General features: G+C 69.7%; 18 protein-coding genes. 7 read left to right on the top strand and 11 right to left on the bottom strand.

The features are described from left to right. The first annotated feature begins 297 nt into the window (after nucleotides 1-297). The 3 genes from POL25_RS36640 to POL25_RS36630 all read left to right on the top strand — a co-directional run bounded on the left by POL25_RS36640 (nucleotide 298) and on the right by POL25_RS36630 (nucleotide 3,000). Nucleotides 298-447: a hypothetical protein gene (locus POL25_RS36640; protein WP_272091007.1), complete on the top strand. Its 150-nt coding sequence runs from the start codon at nucleotides 298-300 to the stop codon at nucleotides 445-447. Nucleotides 448-500: 53 nt separating this feature from the next. Continuing rightward, nucleotides 501-1,223, top strand: coding sequence for a hypothetical protein (locus POL25_RS36635; protein WP_272091006.1), 723 nt, complete (start codon nucleotides 501-503; stop codon nucleotides 1,221-1,223). 1,234 nt (nucleotides 1,224-2,457) lie between these two features. Beyond that, nucleotides 2,458-3,000, top strand: a complete 543-nt coding sequence (locus tag POL25_RS36630) for a hypothetical protein (RefSeq protein WP_272091005.1) — start codon at nucleotides 2,458-2,460, stop codon at nucleotides 2,998-3,000. A gap of 229 nt (nucleotides 3,001-3,229) precedes the next feature. Here the strand turns inward: POL25_RS36630 and POL25_RS36625 are convergent, their stop codons facing one another. After that, on the bottom strand, nucleotides 3,230-3,355 hold the full coding sequence (locus POL25_RS36625; RefSeq protein ID WP_272091004.1) for a hypothetical protein: 126 nt from the start codon (nucleotides 3,353-3,355) through the stop codon (nucleotides 3,230-3,232). Nucleotides 3,356-4,258: 903 nt separating this feature from the next. On the opposite strand from POL25_RS36625, the gene POL25_RS36620 reads away from it, so the two are divergent. Continuing rightward, nucleotides 4,259-5,110: a helix-turn-helix domain-containing protein gene (locus tag POL25_RS36620; RefSeq protein ID WP_272091003.1), complete on the top strand. Its 852-nt coding sequence runs from the start codon at nucleotides 4,259-4,261 to the stop codon at nucleotides 5,108-5,110. 217 nt (nucleotides 5,111-5,327) lie between these two features. On the opposite strand, the gene POL25_RS36615 is transcribed toward POL25_RS36620, so the two are convergent. Next, the gene (locus tag POL25_RS36615; RefSeq protein WP_272091002.1) at nucleotides 5,328-6,581 is read right to left on the bottom strand and encodes a site-specific integrase; all 1,254 of its coding nucleotides are present in this window, start codon (nucleotides 6,579-6,581) and stop codon (nucleotides 5,328-5,330) included. 110 nt (nucleotides 6,582-6,691) lie between these two features. Beyond that, on the bottom strand, nucleotides 6,692-8,566 hold the full coding sequence (locus tag POL25_RS36610; protein ID WP_272091001.1) for an FG-GAP repeat domain-containing protein: 1,875 nt from the start codon (nucleotides 8,564-8,566) through the stop codon (nucleotides 6,692-6,694). A gap of 519 nt (nucleotides 8,567-9,085) precedes the next feature. Here POL25_RS36610 and POL25_RS36605 point away from each other — a divergent pair. Next, a complete protein-coding gene (locus tag POL25_RS36605) occupies nucleotides 9,086-9,523 on the top strand; it encodes a YbaY family lipoprotein (RefSeq protein WP_272091000.1) in 438 nt (145 codons plus the stop codon). A gap of 122 nt (nucleotides 9,524-9,645) precedes the next feature. Here the strand turns inward: POL25_RS36605 and POL25_RS36600 are convergent, their stop codons facing one another. The 4 genes from POL25_RS36600 to POL25_RS36585 all read right to left on the bottom strand — a co-directional run bounded on the left by POL25_RS36600 (nucleotide 9,646) and on the right by POL25_RS36585 (nucleotide 14,708). Next, a complete protein-coding gene (locus POL25_RS36600; RefSeq protein ID WP_272090999.1) occupies nucleotides 9,646-10,293 on the bottom strand; it encodes a glutathione S-transferase family protein in 648 nt (215 codons plus the stop codon). Between the two features lie 39 nt (nucleotides 10,294-10,332). Next, nucleotides 10,333-10,758, bottom strand: a complete 426-nt coding sequence (locus POL25_RS36595) for a YccF domain-containing protein (RefSeq protein ID WP_272090998.1) — start codon at nucleotides 10,756-10,758, stop codon at nucleotides 10,333-10,335. 379 nt (nucleotides 10,759-11,137) lie between these two features. Then, a complete protein-coding gene (locus tag POL25_RS36590; RefSeq protein WP_272090997.1) occupies nucleotides 11,138-13,594 on the bottom strand; it encodes a hypothetical protein in 2,457 nt (818 codons plus the stop codon). Nucleotides 13,595-13,823: 229 nt separating this feature from the next. After that, nucleotides 13,824-14,708 carry an alpha/beta hydrolase gene (locus POL25_RS36585; RefSeq protein WP_272090996.1) on the bottom strand — a complete coding sequence of 295 codons (885 nt, stop codon included), beginning with the start codon at nucleotides 14,706-14,708 and terminating at the stop codon, nucleotides 13,824-13,826. A 477-nt stretch (nucleotides 14,709-15,185) separates the two neighbouring features. On the opposite strand from POL25_RS36585, the gene POL25_RS36580 reads away from it, so the two are divergent. Continuing rightward, the gene (locus tag POL25_RS36580) at nucleotides 15,186-17,147 is read left to right on the top strand and encodes a hypothetical protein (RefSeq protein WP_272090995.1); all 1,962 of its coding nucleotides are present in this window, start codon (nucleotides 15,186-15,188) and stop codon (nucleotides 17,145-17,147) included. A gap of 48 nt (nucleotides 17,148-17,195) precedes the next feature. Here the strand turns inward: POL25_RS36580 and POL25_RS36575 are convergent, their stop codons facing one another. Then, nucleotides 17,196-20,549: an alkaline phosphatase D family protein gene (locus POL25_RS36575; RefSeq protein WP_272090994.1), complete on the bottom strand. Its 3,354-nt coding sequence runs from the start codon at nucleotides 20,547-20,549 to the stop codon at nucleotides 17,196-17,198. A gap of 1,014 nt (nucleotides 20,550-21,563) precedes the next feature. Here POL25_RS36575 and POL25_RS36570 point away from each other — a divergent pair. Continuing rightward, nucleotides 21,564-21,911 (top strand): helix-turn-helix domain-containing protein, encoded by a 348-nt coding sequence (locus tag POL25_RS36570; protein WP_272090993.1) that lies wholly within the window; start codon nucleotides 21,564-21,566, stop codon nucleotides 21,909-21,911. An 80-nt stretch (nucleotides 21,912-21,991) separates the two neighbouring features. Here POL25_RS36570 and POL25_RS36565 read toward each other — a convergent pair whose 3' ends face one another. From POL25_RS36565 to POL25_RS36555, 3 genes are all read right to left on the bottom strand, one after another. After that, a complete protein-coding gene (locus POL25_RS36565; RefSeq protein ID WP_272090992.1) occupies nucleotides 21,992-23,014 on the bottom strand; it encodes a hypothetical protein in 1,023 nt (340 codons plus the stop codon). Nucleotides 23,015-23,091: 77 nt separating this feature from the next. Then, nucleotides 23,092-23,958 carry a DUF4215 domain-containing protein gene (locus POL25_RS36560; RefSeq protein ID WP_272090991.1) on the bottom strand — a complete coding sequence of 289 codons (867 nt, stop codon included), beginning with the start codon at nucleotides 23,956-23,958 and terminating at the stop codon, nucleotides 23,092-23,094. Nucleotides 23,959-24,428: 470 nt separating this feature from the next. Next, the gene (locus POL25_RS36555) at nucleotides 24,429-24,659 is read right to left on the bottom strand and encodes a helix-turn-helix domain-containing protein (RefSeq protein WP_272090990.1); all 231 of its coding nucleotides are present in this window, start codon (nucleotides 24,657-24,659) and stop codon (nucleotides 24,429-24,431) included. Nucleotides 24,660-24,669: the final 10 nt, after the last annotated feature.

Here is a 24,669-nt window from a genome sequence, read left to right as displayed (position 1 = left end):
CGGAGCAATACCGCGGCCGCGCAATCACCTTCGCCGCGCGCCGTCACCTCGCCGTGATCTTAGCGCGCGCCAGCGTGCTCACCGGAAGCAACACGGACGGTGCCGAGCAACAGCAGCTCGCCGGGAGCGGCACCGGTGGCCGCGCAATCACAGCCGCAACAGCGGGATCGCCAGGAGCAACACCGACGGCGCCGAGCAACAGCGGCTCGCCGAGTTGCGCGATAGCAACGGCAACTCGAGAGCCGGGTCGACGAAGAGAACAACGAGCTGAAGATGACTCTTGGGCTCCAGGGGAAAATGCGCCGTTCCCTCGACCGCGGCGTCGACCTGGATGGTTCGGCCGACGGCGCGGTCAAGGTCGCGGGTGACCTGGTCCAGGACGGGGCAAAAATGTCGATGACCGTGACCGGCCGCTACACGGTGCGGCTTCGCGGCAGCCTGCGTTGACCTGGTTGCGAAAGCATCTTGCCTGAGCAAAACCGCGCCCATACAATCCGGGCGTGCGTCCGGCTGTTCTCGCCCTGCTCAGTCTCTCGCTCGTCGCAGCTCCCGCTGCGGCGAAGCGCCCGCCCAAGGCCAAGCCGACTGTATCGCGCGAGGAGAGCCCGGCACCGGTGCCTGCGATTCCGCCGAACTCGTGGCGCGCGTTGAAGGACGCTTGGGTCGAAGTAACGCTGCGTGATGGCGGGGCAGTTCGAGGGCGACTCGCCGGCTCAGACGACTCGAGAGCCACAATCGTCGAGAGGTCCGGCCAGGTGCGCGCCCTCGCCATCGCCGACGCTGTCAAGCTTCGGCAGGTCGAGGCCCCGCCGGCACCACCGCCACCCGCACCTCTGACGCTCGAGGCCAAAGACGCCGCGCGCGTGGCGGCGCTCGAGACGGAGTTCGGCGCCGCCTACACGAAACCCAAGGGCAAGAAGATGCACACGGCCGGGTCCATCGTCCTGTCACTTGGCCTCACTCAGGCGGTGCTCGGCGTGGGTTTCGGAATCGTCGCCGCGCTGTCCCAGGACGACGTGTTCCGCGCGACCAGCATCGGCCTCTTGATCAGCGGCGGCGTCACGATCGCCGTGGGCGCGCCGCTCATGGTCAAGGGCAAGAAGCGTCGCCTCGAGTACTATAAGTGGCTGTATCAGCAGTCTTTGGGGAACCAGAGTCGCGTCGTCCCTGGCTTCACGCCGCTGCGTGGCGGCGGCGGCGTCACCCTGCGCGTCGCATTTTAGTTCGGCGCTGATTCGAGATGGGGCCTGCCCGCGCGGCCGCCGCTCCGCGAGCGTGGTGTGTCGTCTTGCACGAGGCGGTGCCATCGGTGTTGCTTGCGGCGAGCCGCTGTCGCTCCGCCGCGAGCGCGCGGCCGTCGCTCCGGTCAGCCGTTGTCGCTCACCGTGATCCTCGCCGCCGCGGTGTTCTCCCGGCGAATCGCTGTCGCTCAGCACGACCGCGGCCGCCGGTGCCTCTCCCAACGCTCGGCATGATCGCGCGGCCGTCGGTGTTGCTCCTGGCGCTGTCGCTCATCATGATTAAGCAGCACAACTTCAAGCCCGCGCACGACCAGATGGCTGTGCGCGGGCTTCGGCGATGGCGGCCAGGCGTGAGCGCGAGTGGCGCTCTGGGTCGGAGCCCGGCGGAGCAAGCTCCACAGGACAAGAACGACGAGAACGATGATGAGTGCAGCGGCTCGCCGGGAGCAACACCGACGGCACTACATCGCGCCGAGCGACAATGTCCTGCCAAGAGCAACAGCGACGACCGCGCGCTCGCAGCTCAGCGACTCGGCGGTGCCGAGCGACAACGCCTCGCCGGGAGGAACACCGACGGTCGCGCGCTCGCGGCGGCTCGCTGGGAGCAACACCCTCGCGCTCACCGCCGGCCCGGGTTCTGTTGGAGCAGGCTCGCGCGCCTCGCGGGACGCGCGCTCGCACCGCGCAAGGTCCGCCACAGTCCGGAGGCCGGGGACATCTTGCCGCCCTTGTGTTGCCGGAAGGCGCTCGGGTCCGCGCATTCGCGGGCATAATCGATGGACATAGGCCCTTGTCCGCGTGTATTCTCGTGCGGCTACCGGTGACCGATACGTTCGCATCTCGCTCCGGGCCACGCTCACCGAAGTCGCCGCAGGAGGACCGCAACGCGGTCTTGCGTTCGGCCGCCTTCGTGCCCGCCAGTTCGCCTGTCTCGGCTCTGCCTCCGCCGCACGACACAACCCTCGATTTGCGACCGGAGCTCAGTGGACGGCGGAGCTGAAACGAGTATTGATCGTCATAAACCTCGCCTGCCTCGTTGCGAGAGTCCTCGGTTTGATGGCGCTGGTCTCATGAACCGTCTGCTGGGGAATGGTAATTAGCAATGCGTCCGATAACGCTGACTGTGATGTCCTGGGTCGTCGCGGGATGTTTTTTCAATCCTCCGGACTTTGATGACGGAACAGCGAACGCAACCGAGACGACTTCGGGGCCCGAGATGCCCACTACCGTCGACACGACGGCGACCGATGGCACCGACACGACGACCGACGACACGACGACCGTCACGCCGACCACCACCGTGTCGACGACCGACGACACGACGCCGGGCACGACGACGACGACCGGGCCGGACACGACCACCGAGCCGGACACGACCACCGATCCGGACACGACCACCGAGCCCGACACCACCACGACCACCACCGGGGCGGGGCTGAGCTGGGAGACCGACGTGTACCCGCAGGTCGTCGAGGGCAATTGCGGCTGCCACCAGCAGGGCTCCGGCGGGCTGACGTTCACCAACGCACAGGACTCCTACGCCAACATCATCGGCGTCGCCTCGACCCAGGCCGCCGGCTTCGATCGCGTCACCGCGGGCGACCCCAACGCCTCGTACTTCCTGGCCAAGGTCAACGGGACCTCCGGCGAGGCGCCCTTCAACGGCAACCCGGCGCAGATGCCGTTGGGCGGGTCCCCGCTCGACGGCGCGACGATCGAGCTGCTCGAGCAGTGGATCGCCGACGGCGCGCTGCCCTGAGCCGCGCGCCTCCGCGGGCGGACCGCCGCCGGTCCGCCCCGCGGTCGCTCCCATGAATTGCGCGAAGGACATGAGGCACATGTCCTTCGTCGCAATCGGCGCGAACTCGCGGCAATGTCCCGCGGGACAGGGCCTCGCGGGCCGCGGTGGCCTGCCGCAGCGACGCGCGGCCTGTTGCTTCGCCGCGAGCGCGGGGCGGTCGGCGGCGCAGCGGTCGGCGGCGGAGCGGTTAGTCGACGCGCGGCCTGTTGTTCGCCGCGACGGTGCGGGCCCGCTTGCGGCCCTGGCCGAGGCGGGCGGCGGCGAGGAAGAGGGTGGCGGCCCCGACGACGCCGAGCGTGATGCCGGCCAACATGATGAGCGGGGCGAGCAGGGCGCCGAAGGCGGTGATGCCGAGCGAGAAGCCGCCGAGGATGAAGCCGCCGAGGGCGAGGTTGGTGCGGCCGGCGGTCGGCGGCGCGGAGCTGGGGCGCGACGCGCGATTTGTTGCTCCCCGCGAGTGCAGGGCGATCGGCGGCGGAGAGCTGTTGGTCGACGCGCGGCCTGTTGCTCGCCCGCGAGCGCGGCGGTCAACAACGCGGAGCAGTTGGTCGACGCTCGACCTGTTGCTCGCCCGCGAGCGCGGCGGTCAACAACGCGGAGCAGTTGGTCGACGCTCGACCTGTTGCTCGCCCGCGAGCGCGGCGGTCAACAACGCGGAGCAGTTGGTCGACGCTCGACCTGTTGCTCGCCCGCGAGCGCGGCGGTCAACAACGCGGAGCAGTTGGTCGACGCTCGACCTGTTGCTCGCCCGCGAGCGCGGCGGTCAACAACGCGGAGCAGTTGGTCGACGCTCGACCTGTTGCTCGCCCGCGAGCGCGGCGGTCAACAACGCGGAGCAGTTGGTCGACGCTCGACCTGTTGCTCGCCGCGAGCGCGAGGCGGTCGGCGGCGGAGCCGTTGATCGTCCCGGGGCCGCGATCGCGCTGAGCGACAACGTCTCGCCAGCAGCAACACCAACGGCCGCGGGCTCGCGGCGGAGCAACACCGGCAGCGCGGAGCGACACCGCCTCGCCGGGAGCAACACCCACGGCCCCACGATCGCGCCGAGCGACAACGACTCGCCGCGAGCAATATTCCGCGCGCAGGCTGGGGCAATGGTGTTGGATCGCGCGGAGCAACATGACCCTTGACCGCCACACTGCCTACCCTACGATGGGTTACCATGGGTACGCGTCGCTGGTTCGGGGAATTGGAGGCATGGCTACGGCGGTCAGGCATGACGAAACAAGAGCTCGCGGAGCGCTCAGAGCACAGCTCCGCGCACGTGCTCGCGTTGTTCGACCAACCTGAACCAAACCCGAAGTTGGCGCTCTACCTTGAGCTCGTCCAAAAAGCCGGCGCCCGCTTCCACGGCCTCGAGCTCAACGAGCCGACGGCGATCATCGGGCGGCTCAAGGAGATCATCGAGCGCGAGCAGATCCAGACGGTGTCAGCGCTCGCCAAGGTCTCCGGGATTAACCGCTCTCAGCTCAGCAGCCTGCTCAACGATCCCGAGCCGAACCCCACGCTCGCCACCTTCGACCGCCTCGTGGTCGCGCTGGGCGCCGAGCAAGAATTTTTGTTCGTCAAATTCATGGACGAGGACGTTGAAGAGGCCATCGCAGTCGGGCTTGAGGACGTGGAGGCCATGAAGCAGGAGGCGAAGGTGCGGCACCTTCGAGCCGTCCCGAACCCGTCGTCCGCGAAGTCGGCGGCCGACGCGGAGCGCGCGGCGAACGTAGAGGTCAAGGCCGCGGTGGCGGAGTTGACCGCGCGTATCACAGAGCTCCACGAACATAATGTCGCGTTGGAGAAGCGGATCGCGGACGACGCCGCTGAGCTCGCCAGGCTCCGTGGCTCGAACACGTCGCTCGAGCGCCTCCGCGCGGAAGATCAGTCCGAGCTGGACCGGCTAGCACAAGAGAACCAGGAGCTCGTGCAGCTTCACATGCGCGATCGGGCCGAGCTTGCCGAGCTCACCGCCCGGAAGGACTGGAGCCTCGGCCGCAAAATCCTGTTCGGTATCTCGTGCTTTGCTGCGGGTGCTGGCGCTGCCGCCCTCGTCGTGCAAGCGCGCGACCGATCGTAACTGCCGATCACCGCCACGGACCCCACGCATCGAAGGCGCTCCGGCCCGCGCGGCCCGTGCCGGCAGCGCCAAGACGACGGGCCCCTGGGTCGACGATGCGCTTGGATGCCTACTCAAATACCTGGCGGACCCGTATGGGCTACGGACGAGTTGGTCAGGCGCGTTCCCTTGGCCGCGCGCAGCACACGGAGACCCGCCCCACCGCACCGGCCGGGCACTATCGCCGCTTCTGGGAGGCCGGGCCGGGCCGCTTGGTGGCCTTCGCCTTGCCCCTCGCCGCGCGGGCGATCGTCTTGCTCGTCCGGTTCACCGCCTCGCGCAGCGCCTTGTCGGCGATGTGGGCGTAGCGCTGCGTCGTGCGGTAGTTGCGGTGGCCGAGCATCTTACCGACGACCTCGAGCGGCGTGCCGTCCATGATCGCGTCGCTGGCGAACGAGTGCCGGAGGTCGTGCAGGCGCACATCCTCGAGACCGGCCAGCTTGCGGACCTTGAGCCACGTCGACTGGAGGCTCTTGAGCTTCTTGCCGTTGCGTGAGCAAATGACGAGCCCGCGCCGCGGGTTGCCCTTGGCCTGGGCGATCCGCCCAAGCAGCTCCATGACCTCGTCCGACACCACCACGTCGCGCTTGCCGGTCTTCGAGTCCGGGAGCCGGAGCATCTTCTGACGCCAGTCCACCTGCTCCCACCGGAGGTCCCGGACCTCATCGCGACGCATGCCGGTGAGCGCGAGTAGCCGCACCGCGGCGATCGCCTCGCGTCCGATGTGTCCGTGTCTGCCGGGCGGCGTGCGCTCGGCCGTCGCCAGCACGCGCTCGAGCGCCTCGCGCTCCTCGGGCAACAGGAAGCGCTCGACGGACCGCTCGTCGAAGCGCTCGACATCTGCGACCGGATTGCGCTGTTTGGTCACTCCCCACTTGGCCGCCTTGTTGAACAACGCGTTCAGCACGCAGCGCATGTAGTTCGCCGCGCACGGTGTCGGCTTCATGCTGGTATGGAGCTTGTTCACGTCACCGGTGGTGATGTCGTCCAGCCGTCGGTGGCCGAGCTTGGGGAGGATGTATTTCTTGAGCGACGACTTGTAGTGCCAGGCCGTTTCTGGCTTTAAGCGCATGTCGATATGTTCCTGTTCAAAGCGCAAGGCGAACTCGGCGAGCGTGGGCGACTTCGATCCGAGCGAGGGCGCGTCTTCGATCGGGGTGCTTGGCGTAGCGGGCGCGTCGACGCTCTCCGGCGCGTCACGTCGCGCGAGGATGATCATCGCTTCTCGGCGCGCTTCCTCAGCACCGAACCCCGGCCGCATCAGTCCAAGCCTTACCCGCCTGTCCTTTCCGCCAGCATCACGGTACCTGGCGAAAAACACCTTCTTGCCAGTGGGGAGCACCCGCAGGATGAATCCTGGCAGTGCATCACAGGTGATCTCATATCGGATCGCGCGCGACTTCGCCTCTCGTGTCTGAGCATTCGTGAGCATCTCGATTTCCGTCCCCCACCGATATCGAACCAAAAACGACCCAGATCAAGGTCGCGCTGGAGCATGTCCGAAAGTACACAATATCTCGAATTCGAGCACTAATAGCTATTTTAGACCATGTAGCCGTCATTGTCGACGTCGGCGATCACGGGGTACTCGATCAGGGTCGCGGTGGTGTTGCAGCGCTCGAGCAGGACGTCGCCGGTCGGGCCCTCGTAGATCCGCAGGCGGTTCTGGTCGGAGTAGACGACCTCGGCCTTGCCGTCGCCGTCGAAGTCGAACACCGAGCTGCCGGTCGAGGCCGACGAACAATCGGCGGTCTGCTTGATCCACAGCAGGGTGTCCGGGCCGGCCACGGCGGGGTCGACGAGCGCGGCGCCGCTGAACACGGCGTAGCCGATGCCGCCGGCGGTGCCGACGTCGGGGACGCCGTCGCCGTCGAAGTCGGCGACGGTCGGCGGGCCGCCGCCGTGGGTGCGGCCCCACGAGCCCTGCGGGCACAGGGTGGGGTTGAGGCTGCCGTTGATGTCGACGGGGCCGCGCACGACGACGAACCCGGCGGGGGCGTTCGGGTCGTGGCGCCAGACCGAGAGGGCGTGGGCGAGGTTGTCGATGACGACGACCTCGGGCACGCCGTCAGCGTCGAAGTCGGCGATGGCCGGCCACGGGCTCTTCCAGTCCTGGGTGGCATAAAACTGGCCGGTCGCGGCCAGCTGGGTGTCGACGAACATGCTGCCGTCGGCGTGGTAACCGCGGCTCGAGGTGATGATGTCGAGGATGCCGTCGTCGTCGAGGTCGCTGACGATGAAGGAGCTGTTGAGCGGCGGGTCGAAGGTGGCCTTGACCGCCCCGGTGGCGCCGTCGAGGATCGCGCCCTCGACGATGACCTCGACGCTGCCGTCACCCTCGAGGTCGGCGATCGCCGGCATGAAGCAGGTCTGATTGACGGTCCACAGCGGCGTGCCGTCCTCGCCCTTGACGGCGAACACCTCGCCGTTCCTGCCGCAGGCGACGACCTCGTTGCCGGGCTGACCGTCGAAGTTGCCGCCGGCGAGCTGCTTGGTCGGGTTGATGGCGCCGGCGAGCACGTTCCACTTTTCGACGACGACGCCCTCCTCGATCGAGATGGCGTGCAGCGAGCCGTTGGTGGGGTACTGGCCGCTGACGAAGGTGGAGAACACGATCTCGGGGATGTCGCGCTCGCTGATCTTGCCGTCGCAGTCGTCGTCGTCGAGCTGGACGACGATCGGGGTCATCATGATGTCGCTGTCGTAGGGCGGGTCGACGACGCCGCCCCAGGCGAACTTGAGGGTGGTGTTGAACTCGCCGCCGCCGATCGTATATTCGCAGCTCTGCAGGCACTCGGGGTCGTTGGGATCTTGCGGCGGATCGTTGGGGCCGCACAGGGGCGGCTGGGTGAGGCACTTGCCGGTCGGCTCGGCGACGCCGCCCATGCACAGCGGATCGGGGGGCTTCACGTCAGGCTCGCCGAGCGAGTAATCACAGTACTGGTCGTCCGCACAATCGGCAGTCTCCTTGCATTCGGCGCCGGGCAGCTCACACTTGGTGAAGTTGCAGACCTCGCCGACGCTGCAGCAGACCTCGCCGCAGAAGACCTCGCCCATGTCGCAACACTCGGCGCTCTGACAGGTCTCGCCGGTGGTCGCGGTGGTGTCGGTGGCGCTGACGGGGCCGCTGGTGTCGGTGGTCTCGCTGACGCCGGTCGCGGTCGGATCGGTGGTGGTCGGCTCGGTCGGGCTGACGGTGTCGCTCATTGAGCCGGAACCGTCCTGCGTGGTCGAGGCGGTGCCAGTGGGCGTGTCCGGCGTGGTGGTGGCGGTGCCGTCGGTGGCGGTGAGACCGGAGGTCGTGGCGTTGGTGGCGCTATCAGTGGCGGTGCCGTCGTCGCCGCAGGCGGCCAGGCCGAGCGAGGCGAGGGCGACGACGAGGCGCGCGTCGCCGAATACGTTCAAGGAGCGGTGCATCGCTCGAGCGTAACGGATCGCCGGTGCGCGAGGGTCGAACGGCAGGCGACGAGGCGGTGCCGTGATGGTGAAGCAGACGACGCCGATCGAGATCGCCCGCGCCGGTCAGCGCGGAGGGATGGCGATCGGGCCGCGTCGCATGGTTCGCGTCGACGTGTGCGGACCGGGGCGTGGGCCGGAGCGCGAGCAGTCACGCGCGGGGGCAGTCGGGGGTGCCCGCGTGGTCGAGTGTGGGCAAGCGAGCGGCCACGGCGCCGGTGGGCGACGGTCCGATCACGCCGACGCTGATCATGAGGACGAGGATGGCGAGCGCGGCGCGGCGACGAGTTCGTCGCTCGTCCGCTCGATTCGCGCGGTCCCTGCGCATTGGCGGGGCGCGTCATCGCGGCGCGAGCGCGGGTGTGATGATTGGCCGATCGGGTCGCACACAGCCGCGCATATACGCGGAGCAGGCCGGCCGGCTCCGCAGGTCGGCCATGATGTCGCGCGATTCGATTCAACGTGTGCGAGGAGAGCTCGATGCGCCGAATGTGCCTGTCCGTGTGCGCCGCCCTGACCCTGCCGCTGGCCGCTTGCCAGAGCGCCGACAAGACCGGCAGTACGAGCTCGCCGGCATCTTCGGTGACGCTGGAGGGGCAGGCGTCCTACCTCGAGCGCATCGCGGTGACGCCGGGGTCGATGCTGCACGTCGAGGTGGTCGACATGCGTCACGCAGAGGCGCGGCTGGGGGCGATCGCGGGCGACAAGTTCACGGCGTCGCGGGTGCCGATCCCTTTCCGGCTGACGATCGAGGGCGCGAAGATCGAGCCGAACGTTCAATACGGGGTGCGCGCCAGCTTGCGCGACGTCGATGACCGGCTGCAATTCAAGACGGAGCAGCCGGTGCCGATCGACTTGAAAGCGCCGGCGCCGCTGGAGATCCGGCTGGTGCGGGCGCACGGCGAGAAGATCGAGTAGCGCGCGACGAACGGCGCTCGTCGCGTCGGACGAGCGACCGGGGAGCGAGCCCTCGTCGCAAGCGCGCGACGGATGATTCCGTCGCGGCCCATCGAAACGTATCGAGCCCAGGAGCGTCGCTGTCACGCCTTCCAGTGCGGCGGGATCGTGCGATCGTGGTAGGGCAGGGCGACCAGGCGCTCCTGCCAGGCGCGCAGGTTGGCCGGCAGCAGGTCGCCGAGGCGAAGGTCGGGCAGGCGGGTGTCGAAGCGCTGCACCAGCCGGTAGTGCGGGTAGAAAGCGAAGTCGGCGAGGCCGAGGTCGCCGGCGAAGTAGTCGCGGTCGCCGAGGGTGTCGGAGAAGCGTCGCAGCTCGGCGACGACGCCATCACGCGCGGCGGCCAGCGACTCGGGGGTGGCCTGCTCGCGGCCGAAGACCATCAGGGCGAGCGGCCGGGTGGCGGCGTTGAAGTAGTTGTCGACCTCGAGGGAGATCCGTCGCGCCCGGGCGCGGGTGACCGGGTCGCGCGCGAGCAAGGGCCGCTCGGGGTACCTGTCCTCGAGGTATTCGACGATCGCCCCCGACTCGGAGAAGGCGTGGCCCTCGTCGACCAGCACGGGGACCTTGCCGCGCGGGTTGAGGGCCAGGAACTCGGGGGACCGCGTGTCGCCCTTGTCGAACGACAGCAGCTTGAACTCGTAGGGCAGTTGCTTGAACTCGAGCGCCAGCCAGACCTTCCACGCGTAAGGCGAGCCGGACCCGTAATAGAACGTGCGGGGACTGTTCGACATGGCGGCGAGCCTCGCCGGGCTCGCCGAAGCCGTCAAGCGTCAAAGGGCCGGAACGATGACCCGGTGCGGCCGGTGCAGCCGGCGCTCTTCCTCGACAGTGAGGACGGACTTGCCGAACGGCGTCAGCGCGAGCCCGGCGAGCTTCATGCAAGCGATGCCGAACGGGATGCCGATGATCGTCAGGCAGAGGATGAGGCCGGCGAGCAGGTGGCCGACGGCGAGCCAGAAGCCGGCGATGACGAGCCAGAGGATGTTGGCGACGGCCGAGGTGGCGCCGCCGTCGCCCGGGATGCTGACGACGACGCGACCGAAAGGCCAGGCGGCGAACAGCGCGAGCTTGAAGGCCTGGACGCCGAACGGCAAACCGATGATCGTCAGGCACAGGACCACACCGGCGGCGAAGTAGCCGAGGAACAGCGGCAGCCCGGCGACGAGGAACCACAGCACGTTGAGGATCAGGCGCACGCGAGCAGCCTAGCACGGGCGCGCGAGGGTGCTAGGCGCCGCGCCCGGGGTGGCCGCCAGTCGGGGCGCCGATGCGATCGGTGTTGCGCGGCGGACGGCGGGCACCCGCGACATCCTCGGGTCTGCAGGGGCGATCCGCGGATTCGTCTGGCTCGCGGGAGCGGCGACATGCCGCGCTCGCGTGATGGAATTCTCGCTGGCTCGATGTCGGGTGACATGACGGTATCCGTCGCGCCGGCTCTCGCGAGGGTGCTTCAGGAGAGGGTGATCGTGTGGCGCGCGCCGTCGGTGCCCCGAAATAAACATGTCTCATGAGACATGTCCGTGCCGGGTGCATTGCGTAACTCCGACTCGCGCGTCGTCGGTCGTGCGGGGCAGGTCAAGGCTCGGCGCGCACGCTGAGCCAGCGCCAGGCGAACGCGCCGTCGCAGGTCGCGGCGATCGTCAGGGCTGCGGTCTGCGGCGGCGTCGGCGGCAGAGACCACAGCAGCGGGCCGTCGGGTTGGCGCGGCAGCGGCGTGAGCGGCAGCGGATCGGTGTCGAGCTTCGCGGTGACGTCGCAGGAGAGGCCGGTGGGCAGCCACAGTTCGACGCGCGCGCCGGCCGGCAGCGGCAGCGGCTCTATATTAAAGCCGGTGGCGGTGGCCGTGACGAACATGCTGTCGGGGTAGAGGCTGAAGGCGCCGGAGCTGCGCCAGATCGATCGGTCGAGCTGCTGCAGCTCCCACGGGCCGCCGCCGTCGTGGAGCCGCGCCGGGACGCCGCCCTCGACGGTCTCGGCGCGCGGGGCCTGATAGATGCCGCGAGCGATCACGCGGGTGCGCCAGGGGCCGCTGTCGGCCGAGGGCCAGCGCTGGCGATCGTCGGGCTCCCAGCCGCCGGACAGCAGGAGCACGGGGGTGCCGGCCTTGAGCGCGCCCTCGACGATGTGCCCGCCAGGCGGGACGGCGAGGGCGTTGCGGCCGAACGAGAGCAGCGCGGGCACGGCCAGCAGGCCGCGCCAGCGACCGGGGGCGCGATCGTCGAACAGCAGCAATGCGTCCTCGGGGACATGTCCGAAGAGACTGGTGAGCTGCTCGGGGTCGTCCGCGAGGTCGCGGGTCCAGTAGACCTCGCGGGGGAGCAGCCGCAGCGGCGGCACCAGCCACGCCAGCAGCAGCGCGCCGCAGGCGAGGGCGGCCAGGCGCGGGCCGCGGCGGCGCTCGAGGCGAGTGATGATATGTCCCGAGAGACATGCGGCGGCGATGGTCAGCGCCGGCACGAGGTCGGCGATGAAGTAGCGGGCGTAGTAGAACTCGTAGCGCACGCCCGACTTGAGCGCGGCCTCCAGGACGATCGCGGCGGCGAGGACCAGCCACGGCAGCAGGCGCGCGTCGGCCCGTCGCACGGCGAGGCCCAGGCCGACGAGGCCGAGCAGCAGCGGCAGCGGGCCGCCGTGGCGCACCAGGACGGCGAGCACTTGCTGGTCGGCGCCGGTGGTGACGAGGCCCTGGCGCACGAATCCGACCGCGGCGAGGGCGAGGGCGAGGCCGGCGGCGAGGCGCAGCGAGCGACGCGCGAGGCCGCAGAGGCGCGCGGGGAGCCGGCGCAGGCCGAGCTCGACGAGCAGCAGCGCGAGGCCGGCGGCGAGGGTCCAGGCGACGGCGACGGCCGGACGCGGGGTGAGCCGCGGGACGTGAAAGTGATTGGCGGCGGCGGAGAAGAAGTAAGGCCACGAGTGAAGCACGGCCTGCACGACCGCGAGGGTGGTGCCGACGACGAGCGCGCCGAGCAGCGCCCGGCGGGTGCGCGGCGCGTCGCCCCGCCCGAGCAGGAGGGCGCCGGCGAGCACGATCGCGTGGGCGACCAGGCTGCCGCGGGTGAAGGCGCCGGCGGCGAAGCAGAGGCCGCCGAGCAGCGCGAGCAGGCGCGCGCCAGGTCGACCGTCGCGCTCGGCGGCACCTGCCTCGAGGGCCAGCCAGGCGGCCGCGAGCAGGCAGGCGCGCGCGAGGTTCTCGGTGACGGTGAAGCTCGAGATCCACAGGTCGAGCGGGTGCAGGGCGAGGCCGGCGAGCGCGACGAGGCCGAGCGTGCCGGCGCGACGGCGCACCAGCGGATCGTCGCTGTCCTGCGCGAGGCGCCGGGCGAGGGCGAACAGGGCCAGCGCCGAGAGGGCCCAGAACAGCACGAGCGGCCAGGTCGAGCGCGCGAAGCCGCCGTCGAGCTCGGCGATCGCGAACCACACCGGCATCAGCGGAAAGAAGGCGGGGACCAGGCGACCGGCGCGCGCGTCCTCGATGTGCAGACCGGCGGCCCAGCGGCCCTCGCGGACGCCGACGAGCGGTGAATCGGCGGCCAGCGGTTTGACGCGATAGGCGGCCAGGACGTCGGCCTGCGGGACGCCGCGCACCGCCCCGCGCAGCAGGCGATCGACGGGTCGCAAGCGGCCGGTGCGGGCGATGTGATGCCCGACGTTGACGTAGATGCCCTGGTCCTGACCGCCCTGCAAATAGGGGGAGGGCGCGAGGCGCAGGCCGACGCCGGTGACGAGCAAGACGCCGAGGCCGAGCGCGAGCGGACGCGCGTGGAGGACAGGGGTGGGCGTGGCGCGAGGCAGTCGCCGACGCGCGACGCCGGCGAGCAGGACGAATGCGCTGAAGGCGGCGAGCAGCGCGAGGCGCAGCGGCCACGGCTGCAATCGCCCGAGGTCGAGCAAGATCAGGCCGACGGCGCTGACGATCAGGAAGGTGCCGGCGAGGGCGACGCCGAGCGCCGCGGCGGCGCCGAGTCGATCGCGCAGGAGCGCCGCGACCGCGAACACGGTCAGCAGCGCGAGGGCGGTCGAGAGGCCGGGCACGCGCCGCAGGCTACCACTGCCGCGCCCGGGCGAGCGCGGACGAGCGCGCCGTCACGCGAGCCTTGCGATGCGTCAAGGATGTCCGAAGAGACATGTTGTTTCGGACATGGCTCGACGGGGCGCGGACCTCGGGCTGCGGTGGTCCGCGGCCGCAGGCGGGCGGCGCCGAACCCGAGTTGCCGATCGGCGCGCCAGGAAAAATAATGTCCCTCAGGACATGTCCGAGCGGTCAGCCGAGGGCGGCGCGCAGGTGGACGGCGACGAGGTCGGCGGCGGCGGCGATCAGCTTGGGGTCGTCGTAGAAATCGACCTGGCCCTGCGACGTGAGCCAGTGGATCGCCTTGGGCCCGCCGAGCGCCGCGTGGAAGCTGCGGGCGAGCGCGGGCGCGAGGGCTTTTTCGGAGTGCACGATCGCCGTGGGCACGCGGATCCGCGGGGCCGCCGACTGGGCGTCGTAGGGGATGGTGTGCTCGCGCGACATCACGGCGTAGGCGTTGACGTAGTTGGCGACGGCGCCGCGCGGGGTGCCGTAGTAGGAGAAGGCCTCGGCGAGCGGCATGGCGACCTCGCCGTCGCCGACGGCGGGGATCGTGTCGAGCTGGCCGGTGGCCTCGTAGCGCTCACGGGCCGCCTGGCCGCTGGCGAGCGTGGCCGCGTAGCCGTCGGGGCCCATCCACTTGAGCTGCATCGCCGCGTCGTGGAAGAACCCGGCCACGGCTGCGAATGCGCGGAGCCGCGGATCGTCGGCGACCGCCCCCGCCACGTAGCCCGCGCCCGCGCACACGCCCACGGCGCCGATCCGCCCGCCGTCGACGCGCTCGTGGCTGGCCAGGAAATCGACCGCGGCGCGCAGGTCCTCGATCTTCTGCGGCGGCGACTCGTACTGGCGCGGCTGGCCCCCGCTCTCGCCGAAGAAGCGATGGTCGAACGCGAGGGCGATGAAGCCCCGCTCGGCGAGCGCGCGCGCGTGGTTGCCCTGGGCCTGCTCCTTCACCGAGGTGAGCGGACCGTCGACGACCACCGCGGCCAGGCGACCCTCGCGCGCGGGGACGAACAGGTTGCCGACGATCGGCGCGCCGTGGGACTCGAAGCGGATGCGAAGGGTCTCGACCATGGCGCGACGCTACCACGCGCGCACGAGGTTTGGCCGGCGCGCATCGTGACCGCGGCGCGCCGCTGCCGGCGCGTCGCCGCGCGGCCCGGCAGAGGTCGTCGCAGAGGTCGAGGTCGCTGACCGGGAGCCGAGCGAGGGACCGCCAGGGCCCGGGTCCGCCGTTCTCGCGAGGAGTCATGTCGGCGAGTCGGATGTCGGTCGCCCGTCAGCGGAGCGAGCCGCGGTGGTGCGAGCTAGCGATTCAATTCGACGCCGATCGAGCGCGGCGATCGAGCGGCCGCGCTCGCTGCATTTCTTCGCAATTGTTTTCCGTTCGACTTTCACTTTGTGTCGACGCGTTCCCAAGCCGAGTGCGAACGTCGGGGGCATCGGCCCTCGAGCGCGGTCGCTTGCCGGTAGCGCACGAAGGAGTCGACGATGCGAAGTGGAACCAGGCAGCGGCTGGCGGGTGTGACTTGCGGTCTCTTGAGCTTGAGCATGGTGCCGACGGCCTTCGCGGCCGATCAGTACCTCGAGCTCGAGCCGCCCAAGACGCTGACCGGCCGCGGGTACGGCTACAACAGCGTCAGCCGCGAATTCGTGCTGCGGCAGTGCGTGCAGGTCGGCGCCGCCGTGGTCGACGGGTCGGGGGCGAGCGGCGACGAGTTCAAATTCAGCTCGGTCGTCTCCAACTCGCAGCTGGCCGACGAGATGAACCTGGCGGTCAACACCAAGTTCTCGGCGTCGATGGGGCTCGTGAGCGCCAACGCCAGCTCGAAGGTCGATTTCTTCCAGTCGACCAAGACCAACTTCAATACGCACACGATCCTCGCCAAGTACCACAACGTCGAGCCGATGAAGTTCACGGCAGGCGACATCAACCTCAAGCCCGAGTACCTGGCGATGATCGGCACGCCGGCGTTCCGCCAGCAGTGCGGTGATTACGTCCTGATCGGCGAGCAGAAGGGGCGGTGGTTCTTCGGCACGGTCCAGCTGTCGGTCCGCGACACCGCGACCGAGAGCAAGCTGGCCGCCAGCGGGGTGATCGGGGTCGAGTACGCGACCATGAACGCCGAGGTCGGCGTCAGCACGATCAACAAGCTCAAGCAGGCCAGCAGCACCCAGGACCTCGAGATCCACGTGACCTCGAGCGGCAGCAACAGCGCCAGCCTGTCGGTCGACCAGTTCCTGCAGCAGGTGCAGTCGTTCCCCGGGCAGAACGGGCCCAAGCAGACGTTCAAGCTGATGGCGGTGCCCTACGAGGACATCGTCGCCAACTGGCCGGTCGGCAACCCGCTGGCGCCGATCACCTCGGAGCAGAAGCTCACCAAGCTGGCCGAGGCGGCCTGGGGCCTGACGGCGCTCATCGACGACTCCGACTTCATGATCCAGAACGCGAAGCTGTTCGCGCTCGGGACCACGCCGGCCAAGCGCGACGCTCGCGTGGCGTTCATCAAGGCGCGGCGCACCTACTACCAGACGCAGCTGGCCGACATGCGCAACCGGGCCCGCGACTGCGACGTCGACTGGGCGGGAAAGCCGGCCTGCGAGTCGCTCTACAACACGTGGAAGGACTTCGAGGACTTCGTGGTCGGCGAGTACGACCAATTCCCGATGCGCTACGTGTCGGAGTGCTACGCCTCGCGCGACGTCGGCGACAACATCCAGACCAAGCTGCGGACCGCGCTGGCGACCACCAACGGGCAGTTCAGCAACACCAAGGGCGACCGCGAGATGGGCGGCGGGCCGGTCAACTTCAGCGCCAACCTGACGTTCAAGTCCGACCACACCGGCGGCGACCCGCTCGACACCCGCAAGCTGCTCTCGACGCTGAAGATCCGGATGGAGGAGTCGAAGGCCGACCACACCACGTTCGAGACCACGCTGAAGACGCCGGTGTTCGACCTCGCGGGGCCGACCCCGGGCGAGACCCTGGCCCAGTGCTCGTACAAGGGCACCGGCGTGAAGGCCGAGACCGTCAGCCCCGACCCCGCGGTCTGCGCCGGGCTGAAGCTCATCAACAAGAAGGCCTACGAGGACTGCGTGGAGGGGATGCAGAACCTCAAGTACCACGGCATGCTGAGCGGCAAGACCGGCGAGGACCCGCGCACCGAGACGTTCAACAAGAACTCGCGCGGCGTGCTGACCTCGATGAAGTGCACGGTGGACTCGAACGCCAGCAACGACACGTCGATGATCGGCTGCCAGTCGATCGACCTGCGCTCGGTCCCGCTCGACCTCGTCAACCGCCAGGACGTCGTCGCCGACAAGTGGGTCGCGCCCAAGCAGATCGACGTGAAGAAGCTGAAGCCCGCCATCAAGCCATCGATGCAGCGCAGCAACGCCCTGCGCAAGGTGATGACCTCGAAGTCGGGGTTCGCGGCCAAGGCCTCGCGCTGCGCCGAGGGCCTCGTCAGCGTCGCGGGCCAGTGCCTGCCCAAGCTGAAGAAGTCGCGCTGAGCGCGGCTGCGGGGCGCGAGCGGCCAACCGCCGCGCGCGCCCCGGGGCTCACTTGGCCGGGCTCGGGGCTGGCACCTCGTCCGGCCCGCTCAGCACGGTCCGGTACTTCTGCTTGCCCCTGACGTCGTGGTAGCGGGCGACGACCGAGCCGTCGGCCTTGATCTCGAGCACCCCGTAGTTGGGGCCGTCGGTGATGGTGAAGCCGCCGCGCTTGGCGACGTCGGTGACGTGGCCCGGAAGCATGTCCTCGAACGACCAGGCGTCGAGCGGGCCGGCGACGAGCTCGTGGATGCCGGTCTCTTGCTCGACGAGGTGCCACGCGAGGTGGTAGTCGCCGGACAGGACGATGACGGAGCCGGGCGGCTCGCTGGCGAACACGGTGCGCAGCTCGTCGCGCTCGTCGGGGTAGGCGTGCCAGCTGTCCTTGCCGAACGGGACGAACATCGGCACGCTGCTGGCGACGATCTTGGTGCGCGCGGTCGACGACTTCAGCGAGGTGATGAGCCACTCCTTCTGGGCCTCGCCGAGCATGGTGGTGCCGCCCTTGGGCGGGTCGCGGAAGCTCCGCACGTCGAGCATGAACACCTCGACCTGCGGGGCCGGGCGGAACGAGCGGTAGAGGCCGACGTCGTCGGGGTCGGCGCTGCGCAGCGGCCACTGCTCGCGGAACACCTGGCGGGCGACGCCGAGGTTCTCGGTCTCGCGGTGGGCGTTGTTGCTGATCTCGTGGTCGTCCCAGGTGGCGAAGGTCGCGGTAGTGGCGAGGAACGACTGCAGCGCCTCGTCGCGGCGGACCAGCTTGTGGCGAGCGCGGTAGGTCTTGAGGTCCTTGCCCTTGTTCTTCTTGGGGATGTCGGCGTAGGTGGTGTCGCCGAGCATCAGGAACACGTCGGGCTTCTCGCGCTTGAGCGGGGCGAAGATCTGGAACGGGGCGTTGTCGGCCAGCAGGTCGGCGCTCCACGCCAGCTTGATCGTGCGCGCCTCGGCGTGCGAGGTGGTGAAGCTGGCGGCGTCGCTGAGGGTGCGCTCGCCCTCGAAGGTGAGCACGGCGCGGTACCAGTAGCGCGTGCCCGGCTCGAGGCCGGTGACGTCGACGATGCGGACCTGGTCGCTGTCGGGGCTGACCTCGCGGGCGGAGGTCTCGAGGGCGTCGTTGAAGCGGGCGTTCTTGGCCAGCTCGAAGTGGATCTGCGCCGGCAGGGTCGAGCGAGCCCACAGCAGGACCGAGTCCTGGGCGACGTCGAAGGCGGCCGGCTTGGCGGCGAACAGCGGCCGCGGCGGCTTGGGCTTGGCGCGCTCGGCGTTGAGGGCGTCGAGCAGGTCCTCGAGGTCGTCGGCCATGTCGGGCCGGCTGGCCAGCGCGCTGGCCTCCTCCTTTGGGTCGTTCTCGAGGTCGAACAGCTGGGCGGTGTCGTTCTTGAGGTCGCGGATCAGCTTCCAGCGGCCGTGGATGACGGCCTGCAGGTCGGTGGTGCGCTGGGCCTGGTTCGACATGTAGCGGTGCAGCTCGGTGAACACCGGCCGCTCGGCGGGGTAGGTGCCGTCGTCGATGAGCGGCAGCAGGTTGACGCCGTCGATGCCGGTGAGGTCGGCGCCGGCAATCGCCAGCATGGTGGCGGTGGCGTCGAGGGTCGAGACCGGCTGGCGGAACACCTGGCCGCCGCGACCCGGCAAACACATCAGCATCGGCACGCGCACCTGCTCCTCGTACAGCGAGGTGCCGTGGGTGGCGTTGCGGTGGTCGCCGAGCGCCTCACCGTGGTCGGCGACCAAGAAGATGGCCGTCTTGTCGCGCAGGCCGCGTTGCTCGAGGCCGTCGAGGAACTCGCCGAGCGCCCCGTCCATCGCCTGCACCAATTCGGCGTAGCGCTCGCGGTCGTTGTACGCCTCGTGCGGGTCGAACAAATGCACCCACTGAAAGAAGCGCTTGCCCTTGGCCTTGTCGAGCTGGTCGAGCGCGAGCGGCAGGACCTTGGGGCTGGCCGGCTCGCGGAAGCTCATCGGGTTGAAGTCGGTGTATTCGTCGAAGCCGGGGTCGAAGCCGGCGTCCTTGCGGAAGAACCGGCTGTAGCCGTCCCACGGGGTCGCCAGGGTGCGCAGGCCGGCGCCCTTCAGGCGCTGGGCCAGGTTGCCCTCCGGCGGGATCTGCGGGATCGTCGTGTATTGCACGCCATTGGTCAGGCCGCGGATGTCCGCCGCCGTGGCCTTGTTGGGGTTGATCAACTTGCCGTCCCACATCCACAGGTCCCATTGAATGTGGGCACTGTAGCGGCCGAGCATCAGCGCACCCATGCCGATCGCGGTGCGCGAGCCGGGGGCGTAGGCGCGGCGGAAATCGGCGCACCCGGCCGCGAGCGCGGACAGGCGCGGAGCGGCGCTCTTGTCGGGGTCCTCGGGGTCGGGCAAGGCGTCGGCGCGCAGGGCGTCGACGCTGATCAGGATGATGTTCCAGTCGTTCTTGGGCGCCGGGACGTCGTGGTAGAGCGGGTGGTCGAGCTCGACGAGGTGGCCGCGCGTGCGGCCCTCGCCGCGCCGGAGGTAGCGCATCATCGAGGTGCCGACCGTCGATTCGCCGACCTGGGCGCGGAAGCCACGGTCGCTGGCGAGGCCGCCGAAGGCGACCACGGCGAAGCCGCCGGCGGCGACGACGACGAGCGCGAGCGCGACCCCGCCGGTGCGCTGCAGCTTGCGAACGGTGGCCGGGGCGACGCGCCAGCGCTCGAGCTGGACCGCGGCGAGGCCGCGGCTGAGGGCGGCGTCGATGCTGAGCACGGCGACGAGCTGCAGCCACAGGTGAATGGCAGGATAGAGGCCGACCATGAAGCGGCGGTCGGCGACCATGAAGCCGAGGCCGATGAACGCCGCGAGGCCGCTCCAGACCGCCCACCAGCGCGACGGCGGGGCGGCGCCGGCGCGGCTGACCACGCGCCCGCCCCACGGCAGCAGCAGCGCGAGCGAGGCGCCCCAGGTGCCGAAATAGAGCGCGGCGTGCAGCCGCTCGGTGCCGGGACGGATCACCGCGAAGGTGTCCTCGGAGACATGTACGTAGAAAAACAGGGCGACGAGCTGGAAGGCCGCGACGGCGGTGCCGAGCCAGAAGCGCGGGTCGTCAGGGGCGCCCATGCGCGGGGCCAGGCGCTCGACGGCGATCACGACGGCGGCGGTGAACACGAGCCCCGCCGGCAGCACCCACGGCAGGTCGGCGGGCGACTGCATGCCGAGGATCCGCGCAGTGAGCAGCAGCAGGGGGGCGCTCAAGATCAGCCCCGCGACCCGCCGCAGGCGCCGGGCGGTCAGGCCGCCGCCCGGCAGCACGGCGCCGAGCAGGTCGACGGCGAGGAAGCCGAGCGCGAGGAAGGCGGCGCCGCCGAACAGGAACAGCCCGAGCACGGGCGAGCTCACGGCGTCAGGGGCGACGAGGCATATGAGCGCCACAGCCGTGGCCAGCGATGCCGACAATCGGTATTTCGAGGTCGTCTCGGCGAGGGAGAGCATGGGAGGATCGGCCAGTCTGCGGGAAAATCCGCAGGCAAATTCAAGTCAAGCGAAGTGCAATACGTCGATTCGTGGGCGAGAGATCTCGACCCGGGGCCCGCGCCGGTGTCGCCGCGGGCCGCATGACGCTCAGGCGAGCGAGCGCTCGCACGAGGTCGCCATACGAATTGTCAGCAAGCAGAAGTTAAGGGGCATGTTTGTGCTACGGAGGCTACCTGGGCCGCGGTCGCAGTCAAGCCCGATCCCGCCGGTGAGGCCCCGCTCCCGGGGCCGCCGCCCGGGCGAGGCGCTGCCCGGGCCGCCAGAAGGGCTCGCCGCCGGCCGCAGGGGAGCGAAAGAGGGCGCTGGAGGGCGTGCGCGAAAACGAGCGAGGGCGGGGATCGCCAATGTCGGGACAGCGCTATGGCGATAGTCCAGGATGGGATGATTTGCGAGCGAGGGGAGCGAGTCGAGGGCGGGGAGCGTGGTGTGGTGAATGAAGGCCCGAGCCGGCGGTCGGGGTGGAGCGCTGAATGGCGGCACGAACGATGGACGAGGCGGCGAACTGGCGGATGGGTGAGGGGTGAATGGGTGGCGCCGATCGCCAGCGGTGTAGGGTGAGGTGATTCGGCGACGCTGCGATGAATGCATGCGAGCGGCGAGGGCGGAGGCACGGCGTGAGCCACGGCGAGCGAGGACGATCCGAGAGGCCCGCGAGCAAAGCTCGAGGCCAAGGGCGACGGCAGCGCGGGCGGTCGACCCGGCGGCAGGTGCGATGATTGGAGCACGGCGGGTCGCAAAATCGGCCCGATGTGCGCGAACTCCGCTCGCGAGAGGGCGATCTCGCGCAATCCCGAGAGATTAAACTCCAGAAGCGGGCTGTACAGCGTTCGACATCAAACTTGACGGCCAGCGCGGATCGCGTTAGCCCGCAAAGACTGCATGGCCGAGATGCCCCGAGAGCTGTTCTCCGCGACCTCCGCCGAGGGTGACCCGCTGTCGCCGGGAGCCAAGGTCGTGCTCGCCTACCTCTGGACGTTCGTGGACGCGAACCTGGCCGCGACGTACCGCAGCCGCAAGGGCCCGGCGAAAGCGCCGCGGGTGATCTGCGACGTGGAGGAGATCGGCAAGGTGTTCCACATCGACACCGAGGCGGTCGGCCGCCACCTGCGCGCGCTCAAGGACGCGGGCTATGCGGTCCACCACCAGGACGACGCCGACAGCTCGCTGGCCCTGCTGGACGGCAAACACCGCGACGAATACCTCAAGGTGTTCGGGCCGAAGGCCTGAGCCGCGAATCGTGAGAGGGCGTTCGCCGGCGCGAGCGCCAGGCGATCGTCTGAACGACGACGACGGCGCAGCGGTGCTGCTCAGCGCTCCTGCTCGAGCACGAAGCCGTCGTCGATGCAGTAGAGGTGGGCGAGCCGATCGCACTCTTGGGTGATCGAGCTGGTCCACCATCGTTCGTCGCGCCAGCTGTCCCAATCGGGACCCTGCTCGACGGCCACCGAATTCAAGCCCTGGCGAGCCTCCTGGGCCGGGCTCGCGGACAGCCAACCGTCGCAGTGGTCGGTGACGTTGAAGATCTCGCCGAACGCCGAGGTGTTGGTCCAGACGAATTCCTGAGCCACGGCCTGCCCGGTCTCCGTTCGCGCGATGCCAGTATGCGGGCCGTTGTCGACCAGATCGAGCAGGTCGTCCGCGACGACGACGCCGCCGACCAAGATGAGCGGGACAGCCAGATCCCACTGCTCGAACCGCGTGGCGGGCGATTGAAAGTCGTCGCTGATCCACGCCCGATAGCTGGTGGCGTTCGGCAGGCCGGCCTTCGCCGCGGCTGTGCGACACTTGAGGTCGGCTCCGGACACGCCGCCGAGAGCGCCGGTGAACATCTGGCTGGTGATGAAGAAGGGTCGGCCAAAGAAGCCACAAGCGAGGTCGCACGGGGCAAACTCGTCCTCCGTGATCCCCGTGCCGTTGAGTTCGCCGCGGTCGCAGAGCTCGTGGTCGGCGTCGAGAATGCCGTCGCCGCAGCGGGCCGCCCAATGGCAAGTGTCAGGCCGGCAACCCCCGTATTCGTCGCTGTTGCCCCCGCCCATGTCGCATTGCTCGACGCCTTCCCACACGAGGCCATCGCCGCAGGTCGCGAGCTTGCACTCGAGGGTGCAGGCGCCATTGTCGGCGTTGGCCTTGCCGAGGTCGCACTCCTCGAGGCCCTCGGCGACGTCGTCGCCGCAGACCGGCTGGTCCGGTGCGGTGGCACCGGTGGCGCTCGTCGATGCCTCGCTCGTGGAGCCCGCCTCGGTGGTCGTCGGCTCGACGGCGTCGGAGGCGGCCGGCGGGTCGAAGGACGTGGGCCCGCCGCTTGCGCTCTGGCCGTCCGAGGCGGGCATGGAGACGAGCGGATCGTCGGTGCAAGCTGTCCCGAGGGACAGGAATATGATTGCGAAGCGACCGGCTCGGGGCATGGCTATTGCCCTTCGATGCAATAAAGCCGGGCGCTGAGCCCCGTGCAGGGATCGGGCTCGCCGGGGTACATCGTCCAGACCTCGTCGATCGCCGAGGCGCTGCCCAAAACGGCGGAGTGGTCGAGGAGCCCGCTGGTGGTCCAGTTGCCACAGAGAGGGCCCGGCGCGGCGGTGCCGTCGGGCCGGGTGCCGGTGAGGACGCCGCCGCCGATGTCCTGGTTGCCGTCCTCGTCGACGTTGATCGGCGCTTCGAGCGAGCCGGAGAAGAACTGCTCGACGGTCTCGGCGACGACGACGCCGTCGGTGCGGACGTAGCGGCCGCGTCCGGGATAAAGACGATCGCGGACGTCGTGGTCGGCGTCGGACAACCAGGCGATGAAGGTCTTCCAGGTGTCGTCGGCGCGGCCGGTCTGCAGGGCGTACTGGCGACAGCGACTGTCGGCACCCTCGAGGCCGCCGAGGTCACCGTCGTTGTGGAGCGCGGCCGAGGCGAAGATCCACCGGTTCTTGGTGCACTGATGGCAGCGATCGTCGGCGATGTCGTTGGCGTCGTCGCACTCCTCGTCGCCCTCGACGAGGCCGTCACCACAAATCGGTTCGGCAGGCTCGCCGGTGGTGTGGCTCGTGGTGGTGTCGTGGCCGCCGGAGGTGGTGGTCGTGGTGGTCGTGGTGGTGCCGGGGCCCGGGGCTTCGCTGTCGCTCGCGTCCTCGGTGGTGGTCATGATCGTCGACGCGCCGTCGTCACCCGTGCTGACGTCGCCAGTCGAGGTGGAGGTGGTCATCGGCAGCGACTGCAGGTACTTCAGGCCAGGTGCCACGCAGCCGGCCAGGAGCAGCGCGGAAGGCAGAAGCAGGCGGATGCGCGACATCGCGCGACGGTCTCATGATCGTCGGAGCGGTGTCAATCACCACGATCGCGCCGGGCGATCTCGCAGCGAGCACTTCGGGATGCGCGCGCCGAGATCGCATCGGTGCGTCGCCATTGCCAGCAAGGCGTCGAGGCCGCCCGAAGCAAAAGGCATGCAGACCGAGCCCGTGGCCAGTCCTGCAGCGGAGAGACGGCGGTAGCGATTCGGCATCGCGGAGCGCGGGTGCCCGCGGCTTGCGAGGGCAGGGCGCGACGCAAGTGCGTAGGGCTGCCGGCCGGTGCGGAAATGCGTAACGCAAGAGTGTGGGCGGGCCGGGATGGCGGGGTCGCTCAGCGGCGCAAGAGTGTAAGCCGGCCCGGTCGCGGGGACGCTCAGCGGCGCAAGTGCGTAGGGCAGCGGCCCGGGTCGCGTGGACGCTCAGTGGCGCAAGAGCGTAGGGCAGCCCGGCTCGAATCGACATGACCCAAGGGTCAGGAGGCGAGCAAGAAGGCCGAGCCGACCTCGTCGTCGACGCGTGGGGTTCGGGCGGCCGGCCGGGGCCAGGCGATGCGGTGCTTCTTGATCCGGCGCTTCATCGCCTGCCGGGTGATGCCGAGGCGCCAGGCGGCGTCGACGATGTTGCCGGCGAGCTCGAGCGCCTCGACGCAGAGGCGGCGCTCGACGGCGTCGAGGTCGAAGTCTTCACGGGGAGCAGAAGCCATGGGCGGCCTT

The organism is Nannocystis bainbridge (assembly GCF_028368995.1).
GTDB classification, from domain to species: domain Bacteria; phylum Myxococcota_A; class Polyangia; order Nannocystales; family Nannocystaceae; genus Nannocystis; species Nannocystis bainbridge.
Note: the sequence above shows the minus strand (reverse complement) of the source record. Positions and strands in the feature narration are given on the sequence as shown.

Coding starts and splice junctions, on each gene's coding strand:
- POL25_RS36640 (WP_272091007.1), top strand. CDS start 298: ATGCGCCGTTCCCTCGACCGCGGCGTCGACCTGGATGGTTCGGCCGAC.
- POL25_RS36630 (WP_272091005.1), top strand. CDS start 2,458: ATGCCCACTACCGTCGACACGACGGCGACCGATGGCACCGACACGACG.
- POL25_RS36625 (WP_272091004.1), bottom strand. CDS start 3,355: ATGTTGGCCGGCATCACGCTCGGCGTCGTCGGGGCCGCCACCCTCTTC.
- POL25_RS36620 (WP_272091003.1), top strand. CDS start 4,259: ATGACGAAACAAGAGCTCGCGGAGCGCTCAGAGCACAGCTCCGCGCAC.
- POL25_RS36615 (WP_272091002.1), bottom strand. CDS start 6,581: ATGCTCACGAATGCTCAGACACGAGAGGCGAAGTCGCGCGCGATCCGA.
- POL25_RS36610 (WP_272091001.1), bottom strand. CDS start 8,566: ATGCACCGCTCCTTGAACGTATTCGGCGACGCGCGCCTCGTCGTCGCC.
- POL25_RS36605 (WP_272091000.1), top strand. CDS start 9,086: ATGCGCCGAATGTGCCTGTCCGTGTGCGCCGCCCTGACCCTGCCGCTG.
- POL25_RS36600 (WP_272090999.1), bottom strand. CDS start 10,293: ATGTCGAACAGTCCCCGCACGTTCTATTACGGGTCCGGCTCGCCTTAC.
- POL25_RS36585 (WP_272090996.1), bottom strand. CDS start 14,708: ATGGTCGAGACCCTTCGCATCCGCTTCGAGTCCCACGGCGCGCCGATC.
- POL25_RS36580 (WP_272090995.1), top strand. CDS start 15,186: ATGGTGCCGACGGCCTTCGCGGCCGATCAGTACCTCGAGCTCGAGCCG.
- POL25_RS36570 (WP_272090993.1), top strand. CDS start 21,564: ATGGCCGAGATGCCCCGAGAGCTGTTCTCCGCGACCTCCGCCGAGGGT.
- POL25_RS36565 (WP_272090992.1), bottom strand. CDS start 23,014: ATGCCCGCCTCGGACGGCCAGAGCGCAAGCGGCGGGCCCACGTCCTTC.
- POL25_RS36560 (WP_272090991.1), bottom strand. CDS start 23,958: ATGTCGCGCATCCGCCTGCTTCTGCCTTCCGCGCTGCTCCTGGCCGGC.
- POL25_RS36555 (WP_272090990.1), bottom strand. CDS start 24,659: ATGGCTTCTGCTCCCCGTGAAGACTTCGACCTCGACGCCGTCGAGCGC.